Source organism: Rhodococcus sp. IEGM 27, assembly GCF_033142305.1.
Lineage (GTDB): Bacteria > Actinomycetota > Actinomycetes > Mycobacteriales > Mycobacteriaceae > Rhodococcus_F > Rhodococcus_F oxybenzonivorans.
Genome location: NZ_JAWLSG010000003.1, coordinates 216,103 through 242,799, shown reverse-complemented (window position 1 = coordinate 242,799; position 26,697 = coordinate 216,103). Strand labels below are relative to the sequence as shown.

The 26,697-nt window shown below is 63.1% G+C and carries 20 protein-coding genes; 9 read left to right on the top strand and 11 right to left on the bottom strand.

The genetic code is table 11. The annotated features are described in order from the left end of the window. The first annotated feature begins 6 nt into the window (after positions 1-6). Complete coding sequence (locus R4P95_RS12020) at positions 7-2,310, top strand: serine/threonine-protein kinase (protein WP_213575732.1); 2,304 nt, start codon at positions 7-9, stop codon at positions 2,308-2,310. Positions 2,311-2,417: 107 nt separating this feature from the next. Here R4P95_RS12020 and R4P95_RS12015 read toward each other — a convergent pair whose 3' ends face one another. Next, positions 2,418-2,990 carry a TetR/AcrR family transcriptional regulator gene (locus R4P95_RS12015; protein WP_249354249.1) on the bottom strand — a complete coding sequence of 191 codons (573 nt, stop codon included), beginning with the start codon at positions 2,988-2,990 and terminating at the stop codon, positions 2,418-2,420. A gap of 179 nt (positions 2,991-3,169) precedes the next feature. On the opposite strand from R4P95_RS12015, the gene R4P95_RS12010 reads away from it, so the two are divergent. After that, positions 3,170-4,396 (top strand): oxygenase MpaB family protein, encoded by a 1,227-nt coding sequence (locus R4P95_RS12010; protein WP_317744424.1) that lies wholly within the window; start codon positions 3,170-3,172, stop codon positions 4,394-4,396. On the opposite strand, the gene R4P95_RS12005 is transcribed toward R4P95_RS12010, so the two are convergent. Beyond that, positions 4,381-4,887, bottom strand: a complete 507-nt coding sequence (locus R4P95_RS12005; RefSeq protein WP_109334459.1) for a mycothiol transferase — start codon at positions 4,885-4,887, stop codon at positions 4,381-4,383. The two genes, R4P95_RS12010 and R4P95_RS12005, sit on opposite strands and share 16 nt — an antisense overlap. A gap of 313 nt (positions 4,888-5,200) precedes the next feature. Then, positions 5,201-6,943, bottom strand: a complete 1,743-nt coding sequence (locus R4P95_RS12000) for a histone-like nucleoid-structuring protein Lsr2 (RefSeq protein WP_317744425.1) — start codon at positions 6,941-6,943, stop codon at positions 5,201-5,203. Between the two features lie 1,368 nt (positions 6,944-8,311). On the opposite strand from R4P95_RS12000, the gene R4P95_RS11995 reads away from it, so the two are divergent. Next, complete coding sequence (locus R4P95_RS11995) at positions 8,312-8,572, top strand: hypothetical protein (RefSeq protein WP_317744426.1); 261 nt, start codon at positions 8,312-8,314, stop codon at positions 8,570-8,572. 136 nt (positions 8,573-8,708) lie between these two features. Then, the gene (locus R4P95_RS11990) at positions 8,709-9,002 is read left to right on the top strand and encodes a hypothetical protein (protein ID WP_317744427.1); all 294 of its coding nucleotides are present in this window, start codon (positions 8,709-8,711) and stop codon (positions 9,000-9,002) included. 867 nt (positions 9,003-9,869) lie between these two features. Here R4P95_RS11990 and R4P95_RS11985 read toward each other — a convergent pair. The 6 genes from R4P95_RS11985 to R4P95_RS11960 all read right to left on the bottom strand — a co-directional run bounded on the left by R4P95_RS11985 (position 9,870) and on the right by R4P95_RS11960 (position 18,795). Continuing rightward, a complete protein-coding gene (locus tag R4P95_RS11985) occupies positions 9,870-11,246 on the bottom strand; it encodes an MFS transporter (RefSeq protein WP_317744429.1) in 1,377 nt (458 codons plus the stop codon). Between the two features lie 860 nt (positions 11,247-12,106). Further along, positions 12,107-14,563: a GNAT family N-acetyltransferase gene (locus R4P95_RS11980; RefSeq protein WP_213575725.1), complete on the bottom strand. Its 2,457-nt coding sequence runs from the start codon at positions 14,561-14,563 to the stop codon at positions 12,107-12,109. A gap of 64 nt (positions 14,564-14,627) precedes the next feature. Then, a complete protein-coding gene (locus tag R4P95_RS11975; protein WP_213575724.1) occupies positions 14,628-15,317 on the bottom strand; it encodes a hypothetical protein in 690 nt (229 codons plus the stop codon). Continuing rightward, positions 15,314-16,657, bottom strand: a complete 1,344-nt coding sequence (locus R4P95_RS11970; RefSeq protein ID WP_249354247.1) for a phenylacetate--CoA ligase family protein — start codon at positions 16,655-16,657, stop codon at positions 15,314-15,316. The genes R4P95_RS11975 and R4P95_RS11970 overlap by 4 nt, the downstream gene beginning before the upstream one ends. Positions 16,658-17,032: 375 nt before the next feature. Beyond that, the gene (locus R4P95_RS11965) at positions 17,033-17,581 is read right to left on the bottom strand and encodes a PaaI family thioesterase (RefSeq protein WP_249354246.1); all 549 of its coding nucleotides are present in this window, start codon (positions 17,579-17,581) and stop codon (positions 17,033-17,035) included. Positions 17,582-17,703: 122 nt separating this feature from the next. Further along, entirely contained in the window at positions 17,704-18,795 is a 1,092-nt protein-coding gene (locus R4P95_RS11960) for an amidohydrolase family protein (protein ID WP_213575722.1), read from the bottom strand. Positions 18,796-18,925: 130 nt separating this feature from the next. On the opposite strand from R4P95_RS11960, the gene R4P95_RS11955 reads away from it, so the two are divergent. Next, positions 18,926-20,275: an acyl-CoA dehydrogenase family protein gene (locus tag R4P95_RS11955; protein ID WP_213575721.1), complete on the top strand. Its 1,350-nt coding sequence runs from the start codon at positions 18,926-18,928 to the stop codon at positions 20,273-20,275. A gap of 59 nt (positions 20,276-20,334) precedes the next feature. Further along, complete coding sequence (locus R4P95_RS11950) at positions 20,335-21,003, top strand: TetR/AcrR family transcriptional regulator (protein ID WP_317744430.1); 669 nt, start codon at positions 20,335-20,337, stop codon at positions 21,001-21,003. A gap of 189 nt (positions 21,004-21,192) precedes the next feature. On the opposite strand, the gene R4P95_RS11945 is transcribed toward R4P95_RS11950, so the two are convergent. Both R4P95_RS11945 and R4P95_RS11940 read right to left on the bottom strand, forming a co-directional pair. Further along, the gene (locus R4P95_RS11945) at positions 21,193-22,077 is read right to left on the bottom strand and encodes an SDR family NAD(P)-dependent oxidoreductase (RefSeq protein WP_317744431.1); all 885 of its coding nucleotides are present in this window, start codon (positions 22,075-22,077) and stop codon (positions 21,193-21,195) included. 19 nt (positions 22,078-22,096) lie between these two features. Continuing rightward, positions 22,097-23,566, bottom strand: a complete 1,470-nt coding sequence (locus R4P95_RS11940) for an aldehyde dehydrogenase family protein (RefSeq protein ID WP_317744433.1) — start codon at positions 23,564-23,566, stop codon at positions 22,097-22,099. A 169-nt stretch (positions 23,567-23,735) separates the two neighbouring features. On the opposite strand from R4P95_RS11940, the gene R4P95_RS11935 reads away from it, so the two are divergent. From R4P95_RS11935 to R4P95_RS11925, 3 genes are all read left to right on the top strand, one after another. Further along, positions 23,736-24,359 carry a TetR/AcrR family transcriptional regulator gene (locus tag R4P95_RS11935; RefSeq protein ID WP_317744435.1) on the top strand — a complete coding sequence of 208 codons (624 nt, stop codon included), beginning with the start codon at positions 23,736-23,738 and terminating at the stop codon, positions 24,357-24,359. Between the two features lie 87 nt (positions 24,360-24,446). After that, positions 24,447-25,079: a TetR/AcrR family transcriptional regulator gene (locus R4P95_RS11930; protein ID WP_317744437.1), complete on the top strand. Its 633-nt coding sequence runs from the start codon at positions 24,447-24,449 to the stop codon at positions 25,077-25,079. 44 nt (positions 25,080-25,123) lie between these two features. After that, the gene (locus tag R4P95_RS11925) at positions 25,124-26,659 is read left to right on the top strand and encodes an AMP-binding protein (protein ID WP_317815684.1); all 1,536 of its coding nucleotides are present in this window, start codon (positions 25,124-25,126) and stop codon (positions 26,657-26,659) included. Positions 26,660-26,697: the final 38 nt, after the last annotated feature.

The window sequence follows — 26,697 nt, the reverse complement described above, 5'->3', positions numbered from 1 at the left end:
AACACCATGAACGATCGCCCGCCGAGTGACGTGACGGTCGCGACCGGCCCACCCACCGAACTGGGACCGGACACGGCCGTCGCGTCTTCGCCCGTCACTGCGTCGGACAGCGGATTCGTCGTGGAGAGTGGCGTCGAACAACTGGTCGCCGACTGGGAGTCGTCCGGTTCCCCGGCTGCCCTGAGCGAATATCTTCCCGATACGGCAGCCATTCGACGGGCAGCACTGGCTCAACTGATCAAGGTGGATCTCGAATACCGCTGGCTGCGTTCGGGGCAGCCGAAACGGCTCGCCGACTATTGCCTCGAATTTCCCGAGCTCCTGGCCGAACCGCTGCCGGCGGATCTCCTCTACGAGGAATTCCGGGTCCGACGCGACAGCGGCGACAAGGTGGAGGCCGACGACTATCTGAAGGCGTACCCCACTCAGGCGAACCGCTTCGAGGGCCTACTCACACTGGATGCGCATCGGCAGCCGCGCGCGTCGGAGCCGACGGTGGGCGACGCATTCGATGTCGGAGCCCGGCTCGAGGATTTCGAACTCGTCCGGGAGCTGGGCCGGGGAGCGTTCGCGCGGGTGTTCCTCGCCCGGCAACACTCGATGCAACGGTGGGTAGCACTGAAGATCTCGCGCAACGTCGGCACCGAGCCGCAGACGATGGCCCAACTCGACCATCCGTACATCGTGCGCGTTTTCGATCAGCGACTCTTGGAAGAGCGCCAACTCCGGTTGCTCTTCATGGAGTACGTCCCGGGCGGCACCTTGCTGGACGTCGTCCGGTTGGTGCGCGCCACACCGCCCGACAAACGCTCAGGGCAGCTTCTCCTCGATTCGATCGACCGTGTCCTCGACGAGAAAGGAGAGATGCGGCCCGAAGATTCCAGCGTGCGCAGCGAGATCGCTGCCCTGTCCTGGCCTGAGACCGTCGCCTGGATCGGATTACGCCTCGCCGACGCCCTCGAATACGCGTGCAAACACGGAGTGCTGCACCGAGACATCAAACCGGCAAATGTCCTGCTCGGTGTCGAGGGCGTGCCCAAACTGGCCGACTTCAATGTAAGTTCCAGCGACAATGTGGCAACGCCCGGCGCTGCCGGATTCGTCGGCGGTTCGGTGGCATACATGTCACCCGAACAGCTAGAGGCCTGCGACCCCGGTGCGGCACGAACCGCTGGTGATCTCGACACCCGGAGCGACATCTACGCACTGGGCGTCCTGCTGTGGGAACTACTGACCGGAAGCAGGCCGTTCTCCGACGGCGAGGCGGGAGAGGCGACGCCGTCACCGCACGTGCTCCTCGAATCGCGACGCCGTGGTGTGGACCTCGAACAGAACCCGTTGCCCGACGGTTGTCCGGCGGCGCTGCGCCGCGTCCTGGTGAAGTCACTGGCACCCGACCGGGAGGATCGGTGGTCGAGTGGACGCAAGCTCGCCCGCCAGTTCGCGCTGTGCCTCGACCCGCACGCACGCGATCTCGTCGACCCGACGCCGGGAAGCCGGCGCGCGACGATGTGGCGCTATGCCCCGGCCATCGGGCTCGCGGCGATCGGAATCCCGAACCTGCTGGCGGCGGGGTACAACTACTACTACAACAAGGTCCTGATCATCTCCGCGCTTCCCGCGGAGGCACAGGAGAATCTCGAGCAGGTCCACCTGATCATCGGCGGTGTCGCCTTTCCGCTCGGCGCGGTTCTCATCCTCTACTGGTGTCGGCTGTCGATCACGGTGCCGCGTGGTCTCAGCCAGGGCCGCACCTACAGTTCCGGCATTCTCGGCAAAGCCCGCGCCGCCACGCTGACCCTCGGCCATCGTGCCGTCGTAGTCAGCTTCGCGTTGTGGCTGGTGGCCGGGGTCGCCTACCCGATCGCCCTGCAGATCACCGCCGGCGGCATACCGCTCCGCGCCTACACGCAAGTGTTGGCCTCACTTGCGGTGTGCGGCGCAGTGGCGGTGGCGTACCCGTTCTTCATCCTCACGTTCTACGCCGTCCGATGCTTGTTGCCGATCCTCCTGTCGCACGGCGAGTTGCGCAGCTCCGACTGCCGCGGCATCCGAAGCCTCGCCCGCAGCATGCCGCGCTACCTCGCGGTCGCGGCGGCGGTGCCGTTGATCGGAGTCGCCGGACTCAGTTTCGTCGGCGGCGACCCCAGCGACGCCGTCAATGCGACGGTTCGAGCACTGTGCCTGGGTGGAATCTTCGCGTTCATCGGCGTGTACCAGCTGTTCCGCCGGATCGAGAGCGATCTGCGGGCACTGGAGCGAGTCGTACGGATAGAGGTGCCCGGTGCACCTGCCGGGCGGCGTCGGTAGTCGTTCGACGTGCGGCTGCGGTAAGGAGAAAGCCCCTGGCGCTGCCGGGTCGGGGTCCGACAGCGCCACGGGGCTCAACTGATATTTCTCTCGAGGGCCCCTTTGTGTTACAGCCCGCCGAGTTTTCCGCCTGCCAGGCCGCCCATTGTCATGTTGTACAACACCGCCGCCAGCTCGGTGCGGCGCTCCCGGAGGTCTCGGCGCAGGTACTCGAGGCTCACCGCTCGGTAGCTGACCGTGAGAACCAGCAGCAGCGATTCGAGATCCACGCCGGGAGCAATCGCCGACGGATTGAGCGTCACATACGTGCGCAGCAGGTCTCGGCAGCGCTCCTCGAGGCGTGCCGAGCGGTGCGTCAGTCCGAGGTGCGGAGCGTCGTTGAGCAGAGGCGCGAGTATCCCGCGATAGCTGTCCAGCACGGCCAGGAGTTGCCCCTGGAGAGCGGGATCTCGCAGGAAGGTGCCGTGCCCGACGGATCGGTCGAGATGCTCCCCGAAGATGCGCGTCGTCTCGTCGAGAATCCCGTCGAGGAGAACCTCGATGATCTCGTCCTTGTTGGCGAAGTACTGGTATACCGAACCCTTCGAGATACCGGCCGCCTCTGCGATGGCGCCGGTGCTGCACCCGGCGTAACCCTTGGCTTCCAAAACCTGACCAGTGGCCGACAAGATGCGTGCCACCGTCGCGTGTGACCGCTGCTGGGAAGGACCTTTCCGCTGGCCAGTGCCCATTGCCTCGACCGGTCCCTTCTGCGCCTCAATGCGACTTGTACCCGTCCGATTTGGTGGTGTGCACTGTAACTCAGCAGCCGTCAGAGCTGGTCGGAAGTACCTACGCGCCCCGAATCGAGTCCATCGACATGACAGAAATGCCGACCCGGGATACCGTGTCCGAGTTCGTACCGCCCCGCCGATTCGCCCGTGATGTCGAGTGGGGTCGCCGGTCGATGCGGGCGCTGTCACTGCTCACCCACGGAGATACGACACCGACACCCGTCGAGGAGGACCGTCACGCCCGGGCGGTGGCAAGTCAGGACGAGCTCGGTGCGGCGCTCGCGCAGGCCATCCTCGTCGACAAGACGGTGACGATGGCGCAGTTCACCACCGCACTGTCCCGCGGAATCACCGACGTGGAGGACCCCGCGGCGCCCCTCGCCGCCTTCTTCGACTCGGTGGATCACCGGCCCTCCTGGGTGGACGGCGCACGACTCGAGCGAGGAGCCGCCGTCTGCCTCCGTAGCGGCATGACAGGGCTCGATCTTCTCGCCACGGGCTCGTTGATGAACGGGTACCGGAGCTCGGCGACCACCCGACAGCTCGTGTCCACAGGCAGGCTCGTCGGCGATCGAGCGGGTGCGCGTGTCACCGAGACGGTCCGGTGGTGGTACGAGTGCGTCCTCCCCGGCGGGATGGACCGCGACCGGCAGGGCTGGCAGCTGTCGGTGCACGTCCGGTTGATGCATGCGTTCGTCAACCACAGTTTGCTGCGGGACGAGGACTGGGATGTCACCGAGTGGGGCATGCCGATCAATCAGTCGGATCAGGCCGGTACCCTCGCGCTCTTCTCGACGACCTTCCTCATCGGCCTGCGGTCGCTCGGCGTGTGGGTCTCCGCAGACGAGGGCCGCGACGTCATGCACCTGTGGCGGTACATCGGGTGGCTGATGGGCATCGACGACCACTGGCTGGTCGACGACGAGAACACCGGGCGGCGGAACATGTGCCAGATCGGGATGTTCGCGCCCGGGCCGGACGACAACTCGCGGATTCTGGCAGACGCACTACAGAGGTCCTGGGGCAACTTCTCCTACGACCGTGCGCAATCGTTGCGACGCAGAATCAACCGGCAGCGCCTCCTCAGCATCCAGCGCCTGTTCTCCGGCAAGGCCGGGATGCGGGAGTTGGGACTGCCAGCCACACTGGCCTGGTATGTACCGCTGGCTCTCGTCGGAAACGGTGCGCTGCACGGTGCGGCGAGACTGAGCCCGGCGGTTCGGCAGCGGGTGAGCCGGCGCTCACGGCGGCGAGTGGAAAATTGGCTCGCCGACAACGAACCGAAGCGTGGGCCGGATCAGCGCCGTTCGTAGAGTCCGCGGATGTACGCGGCCTGCCCGGCGTGCTGCAGATCGTCGGAGATCACGCTGATCAGCCGCACGCCGAGAGTGACCGGCGGATCCCAGTTCTCGTCGACGATGCGATCGAGGTCGTCCGTACCGATCGACTGGACGTAGTCGACGGTTCGGTCGTGGACCGCATCGTGGTATCCGAGCAGAAGTCCGGCTGCGGTCGTCACCCTCGCCACCTCGGCGGACGACTGCCCGTACCCGATCGCGGCCACCGGGAAAGGCAGGTCGAATCGTTCACACCAGCCGCCCGACGTCCACACCTGCTCGGTGCCCGCGACCCCGGCAACATGGTCGTCCTGCACCCGGGTGAGATGCCAGACCAACCAGGCGATGGTGTTCGCGTCCTCGTCCACCCGATAGGTGAGTGCGTCGGACGGTAATTCGGACAGCGCCTCGTGCACGGTCTCCTGGATGCGGTCGAAAGCGTCGGTCAACAGCGCACTGTGATCCACGATGTTCCCCTCGTCGCGTATACGTTTCCCCTGTCCACTATGACCGTTCGCGTACCCGGGCGGGCAGAGATGCGACACCGGACGGGCATATCGCCTACGTCACCGACCACCCTGTGCCGCGTTCCCTTGCCACAGGCCGCTCCGGTGCCACGCCGCGGTCCGCTCGCCGCATCGTTGATTCCCCACAACGACGAACCGGACCGACGACGTGTCACCCGAAACGGCGCACAACAATTACCCGACCGTCGAGCGGTGCCCACTTCGAGCCCACGAACAGGCACCGAAAGTCCGCTCAATGCGGACACCACCCATTTCAGCCGACCGCGACTGGCACCTGCACCTGAGCGTCATGGAAGGCTTGCTTGATCTCCGCCGAAATCCGGCCACGGGAAGACACGTTCCTGCCCTCCCCGATCGCCCACTCACGAATCTCCTTGATCATGTTCTTCGCCGGAGCCGCCTCCCCCGTAGCCGTCGTCTTCGCGACCGTCATCTTGGTGGGCGTCGTCTTCGCGGGAGACTTTTTCACAGCCGGCGTTCGCGGACCCTTGGTCTTGGCGGCCGTCGTCCTCGAGGGAGCCTTCCTCGCGGCTGACTTCCTCGCAGGCGCCGCTTTTACCTGAACCTTTTTTGCCGCAGCGTCATGAAAGGCTCGCTCGATCTCGGCCGAAATACGGCCACGAGAGGACACATCCAGACCCTCCCCGATCGCCCACTCACGAATCTCCTTGGTCATCTTCTTCACTGGCGTCGTCTCCGTCGCCGTCGGCTTCGCGGCCGTGGTTTTCGCGGCCCTGGTTTTCGCTACCGCCGTTTTCACGGCCGTTGTTTTTGCGGGAGCCTTCTTCGCAGCTGCCTCATTCACCCGCGCGGCTTTTACCTGAACCTTCTTTGCCGCAGCGTCATGAAAGGCTCGCTCGATCTCGGCCGAAATACGGCCACGAGAGGACACATCGAGACCCTGCCCGATCGCCCACTCACGAATCTCCTTGGTCATCTTCTTCGCTGGCGTCGTCTCCGTCGCCGTCGTTTTCGCAGCGGCCGCTTTCGCCGCCGTCTTCTTCGCCGGAGCCTTTGCCGGAGCCGTCTTCACGCCCGTCGTTCCCGCAGCCGTCTTCTTCGCGGCCGCCTTCTTCGCCGCTGACTTTTTCACCCGCGCCGCTTTTACCTGAACCTTCTTTGCCGCAGCGTCATGAAAGGCTCGCTCGATCTCGGCCGAAATACGGCCACGGGAGGACACATCGAGACCCTGCCCGATCGCCCACTCACGAATCTCCTTGGTCATCTTCTTCGCTGGCGTCGCCGCGACTGCCTTCTCCACATCCGCCGTCTTCTTCGCCGGCGCCTTGCTCGCCGTCGCCTTGCTCGCCGGCGCCTTGCTCGCCGTCGTCTTCGCGACCGTCGTTTTCACGGTCGTCCTCTTCGCCGCTGACTTTTTCACCCGCGCCGGCTTTACCTGAACCTTCTTTGCCGCAGCGTCATGAAAGGCTCGCTCGATCTCGGCCGAAATACGGCCACGAGAGGACACATCCAGACCCTGCCCGATCGCCCACTCACGAATCTCCTTGGTCATCTTCTTCGCTGGCGTCGTCTCCGCGACTACCTTCTCCACATCCGCCGTCTTCTTCGCCGGCGCCTTGCTCGCCGTCACTCGCTTCACCGGTGCCTTCTTCGAAACAGACTCCTTCGAAACAGCCTTCTTCGCCGGCTCCGCTTCTATCCGAACCTTCTTTGCCGCAGCGTCATGAAAGGCTCGCTCGATCTCGGCCGAAATACGGCCACGAGAGGAAACTTCGAGGCCCTCCCCGATCGCCCACTCACGAATCGCCTTCGTCCTGTTCTTCGCCGATCCTTCGGAGCTCCTCGGTGATACCGCCATCGTGCTCTCTTTCTTCGCCGGGCAATCGTCGAACGCACACAATAACCGCAAGTGTCTCCCGGTCATCAGGAAGCTCACCCAAACGGACCTTGTGACGTTTACGACATCACCCATCTGGGCAGACCGAACACGACATCGTTCGAGCTCCACACAAACCGCGCGATGAACTTCATACATTCGGATAGCGCACGCCGACAACCTGATTCCCGAATTCATCCACGAGCATACTTCGATGGCTGCTTCACGTTCATCCGCATTAGCACCGACGGGCTTCACAATGCCGGGTACGCGACCCCATTGCGCATACAAAATTACCAGACCGACCAGCGTCCGCCGGCCGATCGGCTCGCGGACTGGCCATCAGCTCGCCCGTCGCGGTGCGGTTCCGTGCAGTGGATCGCACGCCCAGCACTATGCGAAGGTCTCGCACCGCCCAATCACACAATTCGCCGAAGGTGTGCGTCCTTCACTTCCCACTCGCCTCCCGAGCCGGTCAGTTGACTGGCAGACATCCCGGTGCGGCCACGCCCACCCCCACGAATGTCATCGGAGCCCCGGCCGTGTTCGCTAGCGAGCCGTAAAGGACGAAAACCCGAATTCAACGCATTGCCAGGCGGCCCGTACCCGCGTACCGAGCCGCGCGTGAAGACAAAAACAGGCACCCCACCCCGCCGGATGACCGATTCCGAATACGTGTCTGAACACGACTATAGAGAAACCCAACCTGTTCATTACCAGCTAGAGGCATCCATGCTCGAAAACACCGCCCCACCGCCTACGACCGCCCCGGCAACCTTCCTGCCTGCCGCTGCACACATCAACATTCCCTGTCTAGCTCAACCGGAGCGCAACCGAACCGGAAACCGAGCAGTCCGTCGGCGGCGCACACAGACCGGGGTTCCCACAGACTCTCCCCAGCTCGACTGGTCACGGCAGGCTCTGCGGGCCTGCGATCTTCTCGCCAGCTTGCAAGCCATCAGCTCCTCGGATCGGGCCCTCGTTGCTTTCGCGATCGAGTGGGCTCCCTACGGCGGTGCCGACGCCGAGGAGCTGTTCATCAAATTCGGCGTACAACGAAACAGGTTCCTCGTTTTACTCCAAGCCGCGATGACCCCGAGGCCGTCGGACCTCGCACGTCTAAGGATTCTCAAGGGCTCCCTCTGCGACGATCTCGTCCGTGCGTGGAACGGATCGCCGACACGCAACTGAACGTCGCCCGCACCTCGTCCCCGCTCATGCCATCGGAGGAGACTTCCCCGGACTCCTCGATCGGGTCAGGGGAAGTCGGACGCATAATCCTCGAAAAGAACCTGGCCGGTGGGGCTCGCCCGTACGGCGTCGGCAACTGCCGGCGGAATGGGCGCCCAGTGAGCAGGCATCGCGGCGGCCAGGGACGGCTTCAGTATTTATGCCGACGTTCCGGTTATGCCGATGTCCTCCCCGCCGTCCTCGCTCCGGTGGCATGCACGAATCGCAGAAACGACCGGACCGACCTGGCCATCGTTTTTCGCCGAGTTCGTGTTGCGGTTCCGGCAAAAGTCGATCATGAATACTGTGATCATCGCTGCGTCCAACGACTGCAGCGAAAGTCCGGCGGGCAGCGCTCGTGCGGCAACGACAGTCCAGTCCACAGACCATCGCGGCCTACCCGGACTCGATCAGATTGCTTTCGTGCGCCAGTTCCAGACCCGCAACAACCTCGAGGAGGTGGAGATGGTCATCGCTGCCGATGCCGGGATGGTGTCGGCGACGAACCTGAAAGACCTCGATGCGGCCGGGCTGAAATCATCGTCTGATCCCGGGTGACGAAGGCGCCGGCGGATCTGGTCAGCCTTTTTCACGGGAACGGCGACGTGTTCGCCGACGGGCAGATCATCGACACGATCACGCCGCGGCACGCCAAAAGCGTGGTCAACGACATCGGTCGCCGCAGTGAACCGGTGTGGGAGCCGGCCGACACATCAGCGTGGCGGGCGATCCGGGCGTACTCGACCACACGTGCAGTGCGGGACAACCAGACGCTCAACGCTCAGGAAGCTCGGCCCGGGAGATCGTCGACGGCACCCGTGCTGCCCGAACGCCCCGGTTCGTCAAGAGCACCACGAAGCGAAAATCCCTCGATACCGATGCTCTGGCCAGGGCGCGTCCCCTTATCGGCCTGAAGGGTTACGTGACCAATCTTTCTGTCTCGCTGATGAATCGGAAGGCAGTGATGGAGAAGTATCACGATCTGTAGCATGTCGAGCAGTCGTTTCGGATGTCGAAGTCCGACCTGCGTGCCCGGCCGATTTTCAGCCCACACCCGGGGAGTCGATCGAGGCGCACCCGACCATCGTGTTCACAGCGTCGGCGGTCTCGCGCTATCTGCAGGATGCGGCCGGGATGTCGATCCGGAAGATCGTGCGGACCCAGCGGCCGCTGAGGGAAGTCACCATCACCATCGCCGGGCACGAACACACCGCCTTCGATCCGCTCACCGACGACACCGTGAGCATCCTCGATTCACTCGAAATCCAGAATTCCCGGTCTGGGTTGGCACACCAAACTGGTGCACCTCGGCGGCAGGGTGCGCTCGGCGATGACTCATCCCTGGAGAATTCCGTCCCATGGAAGATCCCGCGGCTCCATCCCCACGACAGGCACGAGTTCTTTCTCGTCCGCGCTCCTGCCGACCCCCCGTCACGCCCGATGACCGCTGCTGACGATAAGGATCTCAAGTCCAACGGAGTTGGTTTACTTCGGTCGCCGCATGCACATCCGGGTACGGACCCCGCAAAAGACAGACGCGACGCGCACATCATAATCTCGCATCTTATGCCATTCACTTTCGCGACATCACTGCCGGCGCCGTTGGGGGACAGAATGTCTCGAAGTACACTCCGTTTCACCCGGCACCACCGATGTCGGTCTCTGCCTCAATTCGCAGAGATAGATGAATCGTCGAATCTACCAGCACGAGCGCACGAGCTCGGCTCGCCGCTTGACGGCGCGAGCCGAGCTCGTCCCTTCCATGCTCCGGTGCCAGGCCGCAGGCAGCGCACCTCACCGCTCCGCGGCGAGCATCGGACCACCACTGATCGAAGCGATCGAGTTCCTTCTCGTGTCACGGATGTTCGATGGTCTTACTCATCGCGTCGATGCGCGCGGCGGCCGGATCACGGAGCAGCACGAGGCCACCGAGGCCTACGATCGCGACGGCGATGACGAAATACGCGGGTGCGATTGCGCTGCCCGTAACTCTGACGAGCTGCGCACAGATGAATCCCGCAAACGCGCCGCCCAGGACGATCCCGAGATTATGAGAAAGCGCTGAGCCAGTCATTCTTACTTTCGCGGGAAACACTTCCGGAAGCAATGTCATGGCACCTACGGACTGCATTCCACTCAGCATCATGAAAATGGCGAGGATCAACCAAATCACGACCAAATTGTCGGCGATCGATATTGCCATGAAGATCGGGTATGCGAGAACTGCATACAGACTCGTCGCCCAAATGAAAACCCTTCGTCGCCCTATTTGGTCGGACAGGCGACCGGCGATCGGAAATATCACCAATGCGGCGACGATTGAACCTGCCACGACCCACGAGGTTGCACTCGGCTCGAACCCCAGGGTTTTCACCAAATAGACGGGCATATAGGATAACCCTACATAACCGGCACCAGTTATCGCAATTGCGAGTGCTATTCCGCCCAAAAGCGTCTTCGCGTGATTTCTAAGCACCTCGACTACCGGCGCTTTGACGATTTCGTTGGGCTCGACTGTCTTGGCGAACTCCATCGAGTCAGAAAGGTGACGCCGCACGAGAAAGGCGCCGATAGATAGCGGAATACACACGAGAAAAGGAATTCGCCAACCCCACGATGCCATCGCGGCATCGTCAACGAGTGCGTTCATAACTCCGACCGACACTGCAGCGAGCGCGAACCCGACGCTGCTGCCCATGACGGTCAGTGAGCTGAAGAATCCTCGCTTGCGCGCAGGTGATGATTCCGCGACATAAGTCAAAGCGCCCATGACCTCTCCGCCTGCGCAGAATCCCTGCACCAGCCTTACGAGGACCACAAGAATAGGCGCAGCGAGTCCGATGTGCTCGTAAGTTGGCATCAGGCCGATTACGCCGGCGCATACTCCGACGCCGATCACACTGATGAGAAGGACGGGCATTCGCCCCACTCTGTCGCCGTACCATCCGAGGACGACTCCACCCAGCGGCCGTGCAATGTAAGCGGACCCGAAGACCGCAAGAGCCGTAATTACCTCGACAGCGGGATTCTCGTTCGGGAAGAACAGTGTGGCGAAGTATATGGTCAGGAAGCCGTAGATGCTGAAGTCGTAGTACTCGATGGCAGTTCCGACGAACCCTGCAATCGAGGCTCGTCGGGCTTTGGTGTCCGTTACGTCCGTCGTTGTCGGGGGCCGGCTTACGGATCCGTGAAGATCGTCGTCTATCTGCATTGCGTCCCTGTCTGTAGTCATGGAGTCACCACGTTCGTCGACAGCGACTCCGCGATGAATTGTGTCTGCTTGTAGTCCCGTTTTCTGTGCGGGCCTCTCGGTATTTAGTCCAGATGCACGAACCGCTCAGGAGCCTTGTATTCCGCGAGCGATCTTCTGACGTGGTGGGCAATCGATCGTGCGGTCGACGACTACCTGCAACCCATTACATCGGAGGAGGCCGGGTTGGTGGCACAGAAGCTTCGTTCGGTAGGTCAATGATTAAGTTACTCGAATGAGATTCGTACCACAATGTTTTCGGCCTGAAACACGGAATACAGGCAAGTCTCTGACGTGCACGAGAAGGCGATGACGATGAGCAGACAACCGACCGGGCGCGTTGACACAAGGGGCGCCAATTCTTGTGGAGTGGAATGATAGGCGACGTCGGATACCGAAGTATCGGGTGACAGTTCCGGCAACATGTGATCCGATGAGCATGTATTCCGGCGGCCCCTACCAGTGCGACCATGTGCGGGGCGTTGATCGCCCACCATCGATGACTGCATGCCTTGATCAGCGATGCGTCATCGCTAGTCCTGGCGCCCGAGAGCCGACCCCGTGATTGTCCCCGTCCCCAATCAGACCGCCGCAGATGTCACATACAGTAGGACTCGTTGTGCGCAATGGGTCCCATACTCAGCCGGCCACTGGAAGTACTTCAGCAAGAAGTAGAGGGACGCTGCGCGGCCCTGCAGTTCTCAGGCTCTGAGTGCAAGCAGGAATTCTGTTGGCAGGGTGTCAACTCCGGGAAGCACTCTCGGGTCCGGGACGGTCGACTCGATCAGGGGCGCGAGTCTGTATCACAGCAGACGTATCCTGGGTCGCCGCGTCACCGGCGGTCACAGTGCCTGAATCCTCGACTCCCCGTGCCTGCGTTCGGGCGAGGGCTTCCCGAGTACCAACTTCGCCCCTTGCACAGTGACACCTGTACCTGCCGCGCCTACTGCGACCGGCGCCAATCGCAACTCGGCGAGTTCCGGCAGCTCCTCGACCAGCCACGCCACCCGCAGGATCAGGTCGGTCAGCGCGTCCAGATCGCGCTCGATCAACAGCGGAAATGCCCGCACCGAGCGAATCATTCGCAGGGCATCGAGATCACTGACCGGCGTGATGTGGAATGTGACGTCACCGTACAGCGTGATCGGATCACCGAGCACACCGAATGCGAGCAGAGGACCGAAGACCGGGTCGTCGACCACCGACACCACGACCTCGCGTCCGTCGCCGGCGTCCGGCCGTACCACAATTCCGGCCGCTGTCAGCAATTCGACGGCGTCGGCTTCATCGAGCACGCCGAGCCCAGCGCGATCGGCGACGGCCCGGACGCGCTCGGCGGAGACTCCGCTGGGCGGTCGCACCACCCCGGCAGGCTGCCGCCGCCACGCTCCGTATGCTGTCGCCCAGCCCAGTGCGGTAGCTGCAGCTTCCGGGAAGGTGTAGCTCGGCACCGCGCGAGCATCGACCTCGGGCGCCGACAGCACGCCCTCGGCACTATCGAAACTCGCGACCAGAGTCTTGGTCGGCGCGGAGGCGCCCGCCCGTATGAGTGCAGCCGCAATGTCGTCCCGGTTCTGCGCGAGGGGTGGTGTGAACAGAGCGACGACGGAGTCGACTCCGTCGTCCGCGAGTAGGGCACGTAATGCTGCCTCGTAGCGCGCAGAATCGGCGCGGGGAGTCAGGTCGACGACATCGACCGGGTCGCCGGATACGAGATCGCGCAGGACGGCCAGGGTGGGTTCGCTCAGCGTTGCGCTGCGCAATCCCGCGGTTCGGCACGCTGCCGCAGTCAGCGCACCGGGCTGACTGGCATTGGTGACCACTGCTACCCGATCACCGCGCGGTATGGGTTGATTAGCGAACAGACGTGCTACATCGAACATTTCGGAGAGTGTTCGAGTGGCCACTATGCCCGTCTGAGAAAACAGCTCGTCGATGACCGCACCGCGGTCGACATGTTCTGTACCGGCAATTCCGATGAGCGCGGTCCGTATTGCACTGGTGACGGTGATGATCGGTTTACGTCCGCTGACCCGCCGCGTCAGACGGGCGAATTTCCGCGGATTGCCGAAGCGTTCGAGGTCGAGCAGGATTACGGAGGTCGCAGGGTCCTCTTCCCACCACTGCAGCAGGTCGTTAGGCGAGACGTCGACCGACCTGCCCAGCGAAGCGAAGCTGGAGAATCCGAGCCCGATCCGACGAGCGTGCTCGAGCACAGCCAGGCCGAGCGTGCCGGATTGACTGGCCATCGCCACCACACCCGACGGCGGTAGCGACATCGAGAAGGTCGCGGCCAGCCGAAGGGCACCCTGCTGCGCGAGGATACCCATGCTGGCCGGACCGATCACCCGCATATCCTCGGCACGTGCATAGCGGATCAATTCCAGCTCGGCGGCACGGCCGATCTCACCCGACTCACCGAACCCGACCGACATCACTATCACCGCCGTGACCGAGGCCGCTGCGCAGTCGCGGATCACCTCCGGGACGAGATGTGCTGCGACCGCTACCACCACCAGGTCGACCGGCTCGCCGATCGAGCTCACCGTGGGGTAGGCAGGCATCCCCATCACGGCGGAGATGTGCGGATTGACGGCATAGACTCGTCCGGGAAAGCCGTGGGACACCATGTTCTTCACTACGGCCCGCCCGAGATTGTCCGGACTCAGGCCCGCGCCTACCACAGCCACCGTGCGGGAATCGAAGATTCGCTGTATCGAGGAACGCACCGACTGATGTTCGCGCCGTTCCGAGCGAGCAACTACCTGCACACGCGGACGAATAACGATGTCCACGTGAAGAATCGAAGCAGGGGGGCCGAATTCGACTACGTACCCCGAGTTTTCCAAGGTGCGAACCATGGCCAGGTTCTCGGCGAGTACGTCGGCCTCGAGGACCGCGATTCCACAGTCCCGCGCCGCCACGGCAATGTGCTCGAGCAGCAGGCCGCCCAAGCCGAGCGACTGGAATTCGTCCACAATGGTGAAAGTGACCTCCGCACGATCCGGATGACCTTCCACGCGCACGAAGTCGGCAACGCCTACTGCACGATTGTCGTGCAAGGCAACCAGGGCTGTTTGGGTCGCCGAGTCGAAGTTCATGAAGCGGGCCAGCCCTGCACGATCCAGGGTCACCACCGGGCCGAGCATGCGCATGGAGATGGTGCGGCGCGAGAGGCGCTGGCTGAAGTCGACGATCAGGTCGAGATCATCCGGTGTCAGTCGGCGCACGAGCACCGAACGGCCGTCTCTGAGCAAGCCGGGAGTGCCGTCGTCGGAGTTCTGCTCGACACGCGTCATCGCTACCTCTCAGTCGGAAAAATGGCGGGCGCCCGCCCCAAGGTAGTGGGGCGGGCGCGCGCAGTCAGGACTCGGTGAGGATCGTGTCGCCGTCCTGACTCACCCGACCGGAAAGCCCTACCGGGACATCGACGATCCGTGCCCGCCGCGCCGGGGTTGCCGACACGAGCAACCGACCGTCGGATTCCCGGACCGTCCATTCCGCACCGTTGACTCGCAGGACGCCTGGAGCATCGGGTAACGCCAGAGCGAGTGCAGGACCCAGGAGGGCCAACATCATCGAGTTCACACCGGCAGCTTCCAGCTCCGCGTGCGCCTCCGGGCGCGCCCAGATGAGGCGGACGTTCTCGAACAGTGCGGCCAGGTCCGGTTGCTGCGCTTTGGCCGCGCCGAGCGTGTCACCACCCAGCCCGATGACAACCGTGATCGGCAGCCGCTCCAGCACCGACAAGAATCTGGTGACGTCCCAGTTGTAGGTCTCGGCCGGAGTGTAGGTCGCTCCGATGAGGCGCAACGCACGTACCACCGGACTCAGCCACGGATTCTCGTGGTTGGGAGCGGTGATCAGCACGTGATCGTGCGCTGTGACGCCGGCAGCGAGGAGTTGCTCGTGCGCCCACGCAACGTCGCGTCCGAGATCCTCCCAGCCGATTTCGTAGTCGACGAAACCGTCGCCGGACGGGAAGACACCGATTCCGTAGATAGGGGAGCGGGGCAGGCGCCCGGCGGCTTCCAGCATGGTTTGACGTGTCATTTCTTCACCATTCTCGGGAACTTGGCGACGCTCGAGCTGTACTGCAGGATGTCTTCGAGGGTGAGCAGGGCGAGGTCGACGCCCACGCCCAGCTCGGCCCCCAGAAGGTCGGTCAGTCGACGCTCGAGATCGACCACATCCGACGTCCGTTCGGGTGCGTAACCGACCCGCAACCGAAGGTGCGTCATCGGTGCGTCCGTCCGAATGACCTGGAACATACCGTCCGACAGCTCAGGCAGCGACTCCACCAGACGCCACACGTCACCGACCACGATGGCTTTGCCGTCGATCACGACCTCGTCGCCCCGTCGACCGGAGAACCACATACGGGCGTGTGTCCGCCCAGTCGGTGCGGGAAGGCGGGTGACCCGCACCAGATCGCCGGATCGGAACCTGATGTAGGGGGCGGCCCGGTTGTCGAGGTCGGTGGCGATCAACTCGCCGACCTCCATGTCGCCGACCGGTTCGTCGGTAATCGTATCGAGCACCTCGGGGAGCATCGTGTCCTCCCACAGCTGGAAACCGTCGAGATCCGGCCCTTCCCAGGCGGTCCCGGTATCTCCTGCGCTGGTGTAGGTGACGATCCGGACACCCCAGTCCTCGGTGACCTTACGCTTGAGCGCCTCGCCCATGGGCTGTCCGGCGAAGGCGAAGAACTTGATCGAGGCGAACGCCTCCCGCAGGTCGTACTTCTCTTCGAGCTTTTCGAACTCCATGATCGCCGGCAGATGCACCTGCATGTAGGCCACCTCGTGCTCGCGGATCGCGCGCAGCAGGGACTCCCCCTGCCCCAACCAACTGTCTACGAACACCGGCGTCAACCCGAGGGTTGTGTAGAAATCGTCCCAGTAGTTACGGAACGTCCCTACGGGAACGATCACCCTGTCGCCTGGTCGTAGTCCGTGCGCATAGAGATCACGGGTGGTCGCAGCGGCCAACGGCGGAACAGTGTTCCAGATCTCCGGCAACAATTCGGGTGCCGAGGTGGTACCCGACGTCGTGGTCACCGATGTCAGATCTTTCAGATCCACGCACAGCAATCCGCCGTAGGGGTCACCGGTGCGTGCACGATAGGCCTGGATATCGGCCTTGGTGAGGGTCGGAACCTTGTTGGTGAAGTCGTCGAGAGTGCGGATGTCGTCGGGTGAAACCCCGGCCGCGCTCCAGTGCTCCCGGTACAGCGGGGAGTTGTCCCACGCGTACCGGACCAGGTCCAGGACCGCAGCCTCTTGGCTGGCTCTGATGACCTCCCGGGGAGCAGTTTCCACTTCTGGTTCCAAGAATTCGCGGAGCTCGCCATCGAGCGTCTCGCGGGGGTCGTCCCGCCCAGTGATTGTCACGGTCTCCTCCATCGCCGAGGTCAGAAGAATCCGGTGTATTAGGCGACACACCGACTGATTCTATGATCTGCAGCACAGTCTATCGGCATAAATATCTACCTGTATATACCTATGGGCGAGAACGGTGTTCCACAGCTCCACGGCCGACCGGACCGCAGGCATACATCCGTGGAACGAGTGCCCGGAAACGATCTCATGGCCGATGGTCGTGTCGGGCAAGACAGGCCCGTATCGCCCCACCTTCCCCCAGCGGGTGAACAGAAAACCGCAATCCCTCACGACCCTGTCACTTGTAGGTCCCTGCCCGCGGCCACTTGCACGAATGGAGCGATATGAGAGCAGTCCGAACGGGAAGAGGTGTGGCAACATCGCGATCTAGGTAGCTGGGCTGTGCTGACCTTCCAGCCATTCATAGTGTGACTCGAAATGCGTCTCGGGGCGCTTGACCATGACTGCGTCCGCCTCCGCGACGATCGCTGCCGAACTCTCCAGCTCGAGCGTTGCCCGGACGAAGACCTTGCGGTTCTCCCGCCCGACGATCCAGGCGCGGCCGATCAGTGCCCAGCCGATCGGCACCGGCCGTACGAACTTGACAGTGAGCGTTCCGGTGACGCCGAACTCGTTTTTCATCATCAGCGTGTGGCCCACCAGTTCGTCCATCACGCCCGCCGTCCAGCCCCCATGGGCCACCTGCGGACCACCTTCTTCCTCGGGTCCACACATCACTCGGCTCACCACCACGCCGTCATCGTCGAGGCGCTCGCTTTCGATGCCCAAGCGGCATCGGTTCAACCGCCGGCAACCATGGCACAACCGCATGCCCCCCGGTGATTCGGGTGCGTACAACAGTGATGACGGGTCGTCGCTGAGCGCAGCGGTGAGCACTGTGTCCTTGGCGAGGTCGTCGCTTCCGGTGTCGGTCACTGAATTCCTTTCGACGGAGAAATCCGGAGCCCAGCCGGATTCACCCAAGCTCGGTGAGTGCGCGCTACGAAACGTCGACACCGCGGGCGCTGGGATTTGCGCCCGCGGTGCCGACATCCACTTCAGACCGCCGGGAACAGTTCCTCGAAGGCACCGTGCAGCACCCGATCGCGGGTCTTCAGGTCTACGCCGCTGAAGACGGTGCGCAGCGTCTCCTGGGTGTGTCCATAGGTACCCTCGAGGTGCGGGTAGTCATCGCCCCACAGCACATTGTTGTAGTTCGTGTCCTCGATAACCTGCACAGCGCTGATGTCGTGCTGGAAAGAGGCGAACACCTGCTGGCGGATGATCTCGCTGGGCAGCCTCGAAAGCCTTGGCCGCACGAACATTCCGTGCTGGCGGTAACCCTCGTCCATCCGGTCCCCGATTGCAGGCACCCAGCCGGCACCGCCCTCGGCCACGAGCACCTTCAGATCAGGGTGTCGATCCAGTGCGCCGCCCGCCACCAGATGCGTGATCACCCGCATTCCCGGATAGGTGGTCTCCATGTAGTTGACCACCGCGCCTCCCGGGCCGCGATAGACGACGGTGGCCGCACCGGTACCGATGTGCCAGCACAGCGGAAGCTTCAGTTCCTCCGCCGCGGCCCATAACGGCTCCCAGATGTCGAGGCCCCACGCCCGGTCGTCATCGATCCCACACGGGAAGTAAAGGGCTCGGAACCCCATCTCGGCAGCGCGCTCGGCCTCGGCCACCGCGTCTTCCACCCGCTGCAGAGGCACGATGGCGGGGGCGAAAATCCGATCCTGCTTGCCCATGACGTCTTCCATGGCCCAGTCGTTCCAAGCGCGGGCAACCGAAACCTCGAGCTCGGGATCACGAATGTTGTTGACCCAGAATCCCATAGACGGGAACGCAAGCTGGTTGCGCACACCCTCCCGGTCCAGATCCTGCAGACGAATGTTCAGGTCCTTGAACCCCGGGGGGCGCATGGCATCCATGAAGTCGTTCAGCTGACGGTCGATCTGCATTCCATCGATATAGACGATCTCGTACTTCTCACCGCGCTCGGAGCGCGGCGCGCGGTCGGCCAGACGCTTGGGTAGCCGGGCGGTCCACAGATCTTCCGGCTCCATCAGGTGAGAGTCTCCGGAATGCGCCCAGATCTTCTCCACTTCCTGCTGATCCTGGCCTGTTGAAATCGCCTTGGTCATGGGTCCCTCCTCGGATCGGGTGACTTCTGGGCCGCGCCACTGCGAGCACCGACCCGCTACATACTTTACAGTGTAACGAAATTGCGTCATCCTGTGAAGAGAGAAACGTACGAGATGCCCGGGAGGCGCGATGGAACCGACAATCGGTAGTAAGGCCCTTACTCGTGAACAGCGCGAGAAGTACCTCGAAAGCCTCAACGAAGAGACACTGTCCGCGCTGATGCGATCCACCTGGACCTGGGACGATCGAGCACTACGGCGCACGCTCAGCGAACTGGTCACCGACCTCACCGCCGTGCGCGAATTGCGGGTCGGCGAAGTCGGCTGCCCGGCCCCGGTTCTGGAAGCAGCCGAGTCTCGAGTGCTCGCGGCGACCGGTGAGTTCGTCGCCGAGGTCCTCGGCCCGCGGCTGCTGGTCGATGCCGACAACGCTTTCCGTGAATCACTACTTCCGCTGGTGGAGGCAACCGGCGCACTCACCGCCGAAGCCTCTCGCGCGCTGGACACCCTCGCCGTCGAGGTCACCGGCCAAGTTATCGAGCGCAACGAATCACTGTCCGCGATCCTGCCCGAGGACAGGTGGGAAGAAAAAGCGTTCAGCGGATCAGCGACCGGCCTGGCCCGGGTGGGTTACTCCGCCGGCTACACCCTCGCCGACCGCGACTATTTCGCCGCCGCCGGCCTCGGCGCCCAGGCATACACCATCGCGGGCTCCCCGATCGACGATAGTGTCGACGTGCACCGGTCCACGTTGGCGGCAGCGGAGAAAACGGGTTCCTGGGATCCGGCACTCGTGCGGACCCGAGCCGAGGCCGCAGACGGCGGCTGGCAGCTCACCGGTGAGAAGTGGTACGTCCCCAGCGCCGATACCGCGGGCACCCTCTTCGTGATCGCCCGTACTGTCGGCGGACCCTCGCTGTACCGCGTAGAACATGATGCCCCCGGCGTCACGATCGAGTCCCTCGATTCCCTCGACCCGACGCGCCCTCTTGCCCGAGTCGGCTTCGAGGAAACGCCCGCTACCCTGATCGGCCGCGAAGGCGCTGGAGGCCTGATCATGAACCGCACAGTCGACAGGGCGACAACCGTACTCGCGGCCGAACAGATGGGCATCGTGGACCGGGCCCTGAAGTGCCTGTCGGACGTCCCACCTGCAGCCGCGGACAGCGAATCCTGGCGCGGATACACACGCAAGCTGGCCGAATTGGAACTGCTCCGAGCCTGCTCGACAGCGCTGTGGTACCGCGCAGTAAAGCTTCAGGGCGGGGACGACCCGAATGCTGCCTCCATAGCCGCGGGGATGGCACACATCGGCTGCTCGAACGCAGTACGCCAGGTTGTCCTGCGACTCACCTCGGTTACTCCCGATCTCGACACCACCGTAGTCCGCACCATTGCCGCCCGCGCGCGCTACACCGACCTTCTTCTCGGCGGGCCCGCACTGGCGCACGAACGGCTACTAGAGCGTTTGGGAGTGTGACAACCAAGGATGACTTCCCCTGGAACCGCATGGAGGGTGGCACGAGTATGATCCTCGACGTGGGTTCGAACGACCATCCGGCTACCGTCGACGAGTCCGGAACTCCGTCTCGGAAAACCCCGGGTCGCCCTCCTTCGTTGACCGAGGACCAGATCGTCGACGCTGCCTTAGAGATCATCCGGTCGGAAGGACTGGACGCGCTCTCGATGCGACGGCTCTCCCAGCAACTCGGCCGCTCCCAGATGGCCGCGTATTCCTACGTTGCCGACAAGCAGGAACTCCTCGATCTGGTCGCCCAACGCACGCTGGCCGACGTTGGCATCCCGGACGAGTCCGTCGGCCTCTGGGACTGTCGTTTACGTATGCTCATCGACGGCATCGATTCCCAGCTGCGACGAAATCCCGGCATCGCCGGACTTCTGCTGCAGCGCATGCTTCATTCCGATCGCCGGTTGGTCGACGCCTTCATGGCCATCCTGCTCAGCGCCGGCCTGCGAGAACCGCAGGTGTTGTTGTCATACGCCATGATCCACACCTATCTCTTCGGTCGATACCAGGTCGCACTGGCCGACGTCCCACACGATGCAACCGACCTACCGCCGGCTCTCGCGCAGGTAACACCGCACCTGGCAGGCCTGCACGGCACCGATTACTACACCTTCGGCATCGAAACTCTCATCGACGGTTTGCGTGCACGGGTCGCGGACAACGCTCCTGAAGCTTCCTGACGGGGTACCGATCACACGGTCGAAAAACGGTCGCCGTCCGCCGTGAGGCAACCGCAAATCGATACATCGACGACCATCTCGAACAACGAATCATGAATAACATCAGGTCATTCCACGTTCCGGAAGGGTCCGATCTGCCTGCCGTGCCGGGCCCGATCCGGCGGACCCGGCACGACGGTTTTCACAGTGTCAGCGGTCGATCTGCTCACGCAGTTCGACCGGAACGGAGCCGGATGTGATGTCGTCGCTCCGGCCGAGGTCGGTCGGGAAGACGATCGATGTTCGTGCGAACTGCCCCCCATCGGTCGAGGCGATGGACAGGCCGGACATGTAACGTGACTCGTCCGACGCCAGGAACAACGCGAGGTTTGCGTTGTCTCGTAACACCGGCGGCTGATCCAGCCGCAACGGCATCGCCCGGTTGTCCGGATTCCACGGCTGCATCTCTTCGTAGGATTTACCCAGCACATCGGCTTCCGGCGGTAGGGCGAAGTTCACCGACATACCGTGAGTCGGGCACAGCGCATTGGCTCGGATGCCGAACTTGCCGAACTCCAAGGCCGCGGCTCGGACCAGACCGTTCACCGCCGCCTTCGACGCGGTGTACATCGGAAATCCCGGATAGGCGGTGAAACTTGCTGCCGAGGAAGTTGCCAAGAGCGTGCCGGGGCGCCCAGCATCGATCATCCATCTGGCAGCCGCGCGCCAAGCCAGATAGATGCCTGTCACGTTCACCGCGAATATATTGTTCCAATCCTCCAACGCCGACTTCGCCAGCGGCTGCATACCGAAACCCGGTTCCGGAATACCCGCGTTCCCCCACATGACGTCGACGCGCCCGAACGTACCGACGGCGACATCGACCAACGCATTCATGTCGGCTTCGACCCGCACGTCTGCACCGGCGGCCACAGCAGTACCGCCCCGCGCCCCGATCTCTTCGACGACCTTCTCTGCTCGACTCTGGACGACGTCACTGATGACGACCTGTGCCCCCTCTGCAGCAAAGAGCACCGCACCCTCGCGGCCGAGGCCCGATCCCGCCCCGGTGATCACGACAACCTTGTCGTTCATTCGCATGTAGTTCCTCCGATTACTTCGCCGGACTGGCAATCGACTTGATACGCAGGTATTCGCGAAAGCCTGCGACACCGTGCTCGACCCCGTCGCCGCTGATGCCGTAGCCACCGAAAGGTGCGTCGGGTGAGAGATAGAAGGAGTTGTTGATGTTGACGGTTCCTGCCAGTAACTTGCGGGCGACCGCCCAGGCCCGCTCTTCATCGGACGACTGCACATATGCAGACAGTCCGTAAGGGGAGTTGTTTGCAACCCGGACGGCCTCGTCGTCGTCTCCGTCGTAGCGAATCACCGACAACACCGGACCGAATACTTCGGTCTGCGCGATCTCGGAATTCTCGTCCACGTCGGCCAGCAGAGTGGGCTCGTACCAGAAGCCGCGTTCGAACCGGCTCCCCTCCTTACCGCCTACAAGCAGCCGGGCGCCGGACTCTCGAGCGCGGTCGACCAGACCTTTCACCCGCTGTAGTTGCTCGCCCCGGATGATCGGACCGACCATATTGGCCGGGTCCGTCGGGTCGCCCCAGGGAAGGTTGCCGATCAACTCCGTGAGACGGTGCAGCACATCGTCGTAGATGTCGGCGTGCACCACCATCCTGGTCGCGAGCGCACAGCCCTGGCCGCTGTTGGCCATGCACATTACGACGCCGAGGCCACAGGCCATATCGAGATCTGCGTCCGGGAGAAGGATATTCGCCGACTTTCCGCCCAGCTCCAGGACAGTATGCCGGATGCCGACGGCGGCACGCTGTGCGATCCTCTGCCCGACGCCAGGCGAGCCGGTGAAGTGGTAAAGGTCGATGCGCTGATCGGCGGTCATCGCATCCCCCACCGCGCTCTTGTCGGCAGAGCTGATGGCGTGAAATGCGCCTTTTGGGATATCGGTAGAGTCCCGCACCACTTCGGCTATCAGCGCGGCGGTGAGCGGAGTGTCCGGCGCACTCTTCAGGACGACGGCGTTTCCAGTAGCGAGTGCATGGTGGACCTTCCAGATCGCGGTCATGAACGGTGCGTTCCACGGTGTGATCGCTCCGACGACGCCATAAGGTTCGTAGCGGATCCGACGAGCACTGAGATTACCGAGGATGTCGTAGGGGGGCAGGTCTTCTTCCCACTGGAACGCCGTGGTGAGCTCGTTGAAAAAGTCCATCCCGTCGATCATCACGTCGACATGAGTGATCATGTTCGACGCGCACACACCGGCTTCGGCAGTGAGCAGGGTCTTGATCTCGTCGGATCGGTCACGGAGTCCCTGCTGCAATTGCAGCATGCACTTACGCCGGAACTCGTGTTCGGTCCCCCATTCCGACTCGTCCGCGAAACGTCGCGCCGCTGCAATCGCGGCTCGGACGTCCTCGACGTCTGCGTCGGCCGCTCGGGCCACCACGGACTCGTCGGCGGGGTTGATCACGTCGTAGGTGCGGCGGGACGCGGATTCCCGGAATTCACCGTCGATGAACAACCGGCCTTCGTATGTCGACACCATTCGATCTCCTCGTGCTGGATGTGGGTATGCAGTGCATAGGGGTTCGACTGCACGATGGAACCAGGCGTGAGTCGTGCGTGGCCTGAGTCACTGTCTATATCAAAATGTAATGCACGTCATACGTCAAGGGAGTGTTACTCCCTACCTCTGCCCGTGTGACCATAGACGCGTGACTACCAGCGCCAACCGCAAGCGGCGGTCCTCGACCGAGGTCAGAAGGCTTATCACCGAAGCAGCATCGGCCGACTTTCTCGAGAACGGTTTCGACCGCACAACCATCCGATCGGTGGCTCGCCGTGCACAAGTCACCGAGTCGACGGTGTTTCGCCATTTCGAAACCAAGGCCGAACTGTTCCGTGCGACCGCCGCAGCTCCGCTTATCGCGTTCGTAGAAGACTTCGCACGTTCCCTCGACGTCAACCCCCAACAGGACCCGCGCGACGTCACACTCCGGTTCGCACACGGCCTGTACTCCCTGTGCTCGACCAACCGCCAGATCCTCATTTCACTGGCCGCCGGGGGCAGTGGGGGCTCGAGCATCGAAGGCGCTCCCCTACTCTCCCCCTGCCTGCAGGCCCTGGTCGACGTTGTGCACCGCTACATGGAGGGAACCGGATACGAGGCCGCGTCCGACATCAGGACCACCGTCCGACTCACTGTGGCTCTCATCCTCGGCACATCACTCGCCGGCAAGGCACTCTTTCCTGCAGAAATCGCAGAATCCGAGATCCCCCCGGCACTGGCAGATTTCATCCTCTTCGGTGTCGGATACCGAGCAGAGCCGAAGAGTTGAGCGAGCCGTTCCTCCGCCAGGACCGGATCGACACTCGCACACCCATCCCTTATGCAGTAGAATTATTAAGTGAATTAAGAGTTAGGCATGCTTGACGAGCAGGAGTTCGAAGTGCAGCAGTCCGCCACCATGTGCGACCTCCCGCGGCCGGTCCGTGATCCCGAGACTCGACGCATCCTCGACGCCGCCTGGTGGGTACTCGAACGCTCCCACTTCCGCTCCCTGAAAGTACGGCAGGTTCTGACCGCCTCCAACACCTCGGCGAGCAACTTCTATCGTCGTTTCCCCAGCAAGGCACATCTGCTCTTGGCCCTGCTGGAGGACGAAGTCCACCTCGTCGAAGGCCAGCTTCGAGACCGAATCGACCCCGACACGTCAGCGGCGGAACAAATGGAAGTTTGGTTGCGATACAACATCGGAATCCTCTATCACCAGCGCCGTGCTCAACGTGCCCGCCTGTTCGTCGACCAGACCTTGATGGAGCTACTGCCGGATCAGGTAACCGCGCTCTACGGAGCCGGCGATCGATACTTGTCCGAGATCATCCGACACGGCATGAACCGAGGTGAACTCCGCGATGGCGATCCTCTACGAGCGGCGATGCTCGTCGGCAATCTGATCCGGGGCCTACTGACCGGCGGCAGCGCATCACAGAGCTCCGAGGACGACCTGGTCGCTCACGTACACGACTTCGTCATGAGAGCACTCAACCCTGCATGACGTTCCGAACCGCCCCGATCACCTATACACGCAAGGAGAATACGGTGCCCCCCACCACATTTGGCGACATCTCACGCGAACACCGCCGTAGCTACCCGTCCGGCACTGCCATTGTGGACGACCAGCACCGGCTGACCTGGCCCGAATACGACGCTCGGATCAACCAGGCGGCGCATGCCCTACAAGCGGCCGGCGTCGAGGAAGGCGATCGGGTGTTGTGGCTCGGGCAAACCTCGTTCCGTGTCTTCGAACTGCTCGGTGCCTGCGCGAAGCTCGGCGCGATGCTCTGCCCGGCGAACTGGCGACAGTCGGACGAAGAATTTGCCTTTGTGATCGACGACTTCGATCCGAAAGTCGTCGTATGGCAGGACGAGGAGATCGGTGATGCCGTGCGCGCGGCATCCAAGCTGACACAGCGCGATCCGGTGTGGTGGCAGCACGACACCGAGGGGAAAGACAGTTACGAAAGCGCGCTCGCCACTCAGGGTGCCGACGACCTGTGGGGGCCGGTGGATGTCGATCTGCCACTGCTGGTGATCTACACCGCCGCAATCGACGGCAGGCCGAACGGCTCCATGCTGACCCAGCGCAACCTACTGGCGATGGCGCACGAGTCATCCTATCTGACCCGATCCGATTCCGAGTCGGTGTTCCTCAACTCCGGACCGCTGTTCCATATCGGAAATTTCCAGTGGGACGCCCTGGCGGTCTATCTACAGGGCGGCACCAATGTTTTCGTCCCGAGAATCGAAGCCGAAGCGGTACTGGAGATCATCACCCGCGAGGGCGTAACTTCCGCATTCTTGATGCCGCCCACAATCATGCAGATGATGCAACTGTACGACCCCGACAAGCACGACGTGTCCAGGCTGCGCGGCGGACCGTTCACTCCACTGTGGAACGGTTTGCTGGCAGAGGACACCACGCCTTGGGGTTCTACTCCCGGTGGGTTCGGCCAGACCGAAGTCAGTGGTCTGGCTGTGGTGAACGGCCACGGCGGACGCGGCCAAGGCAACTCCGGCCGCCCCTCCCCGCTCGCCCGCGTGCGCATCGTGGACGGCGAGGGAAATGAACAACCGGTCGGCAGTGCCGGTGAGATCGTGGTCGCAGGTGACGTCGTGCACGCGGGCTACTGGAACCGCCCGGAGATCAACGCCCGGAGAATGCGCGACGGATGGTGGCACACAACCGATCTGGGAAGGCGCGAGGACGACGGCAGCATCCACTTCCTCGGCACGATGACGCGCATGATCAAGTCCGCAGCGGAGAACATCTATCCGGCCGAGGTCGAGAACTGCCTGGAGCAGCACCCTGCCGTACGTGAAGCCGCACTGATCGGCGTACCCGATCCGCAGTTCACCCAGTCGGTAAAGGCAGTCGTGGCGCTTGCCGACGGCTCCGAGGTCACCGCGGAGGAACTGATCGAGCACTGCCGCGAACGTATCGCCTCCTACAAGAAGCCACGCACGGTGGAGTTCGTCAACGAGATACCCAAGCGCGACGGTGTCAAGGACTACGAGGCACTGGACGCGATGTTCGGTGGCGGCGGCTACCCGGGCGGCGACAACGTTCGCGCCTGACCCACCTGCATACACGGCGGAACACAGCACAGGGCGCG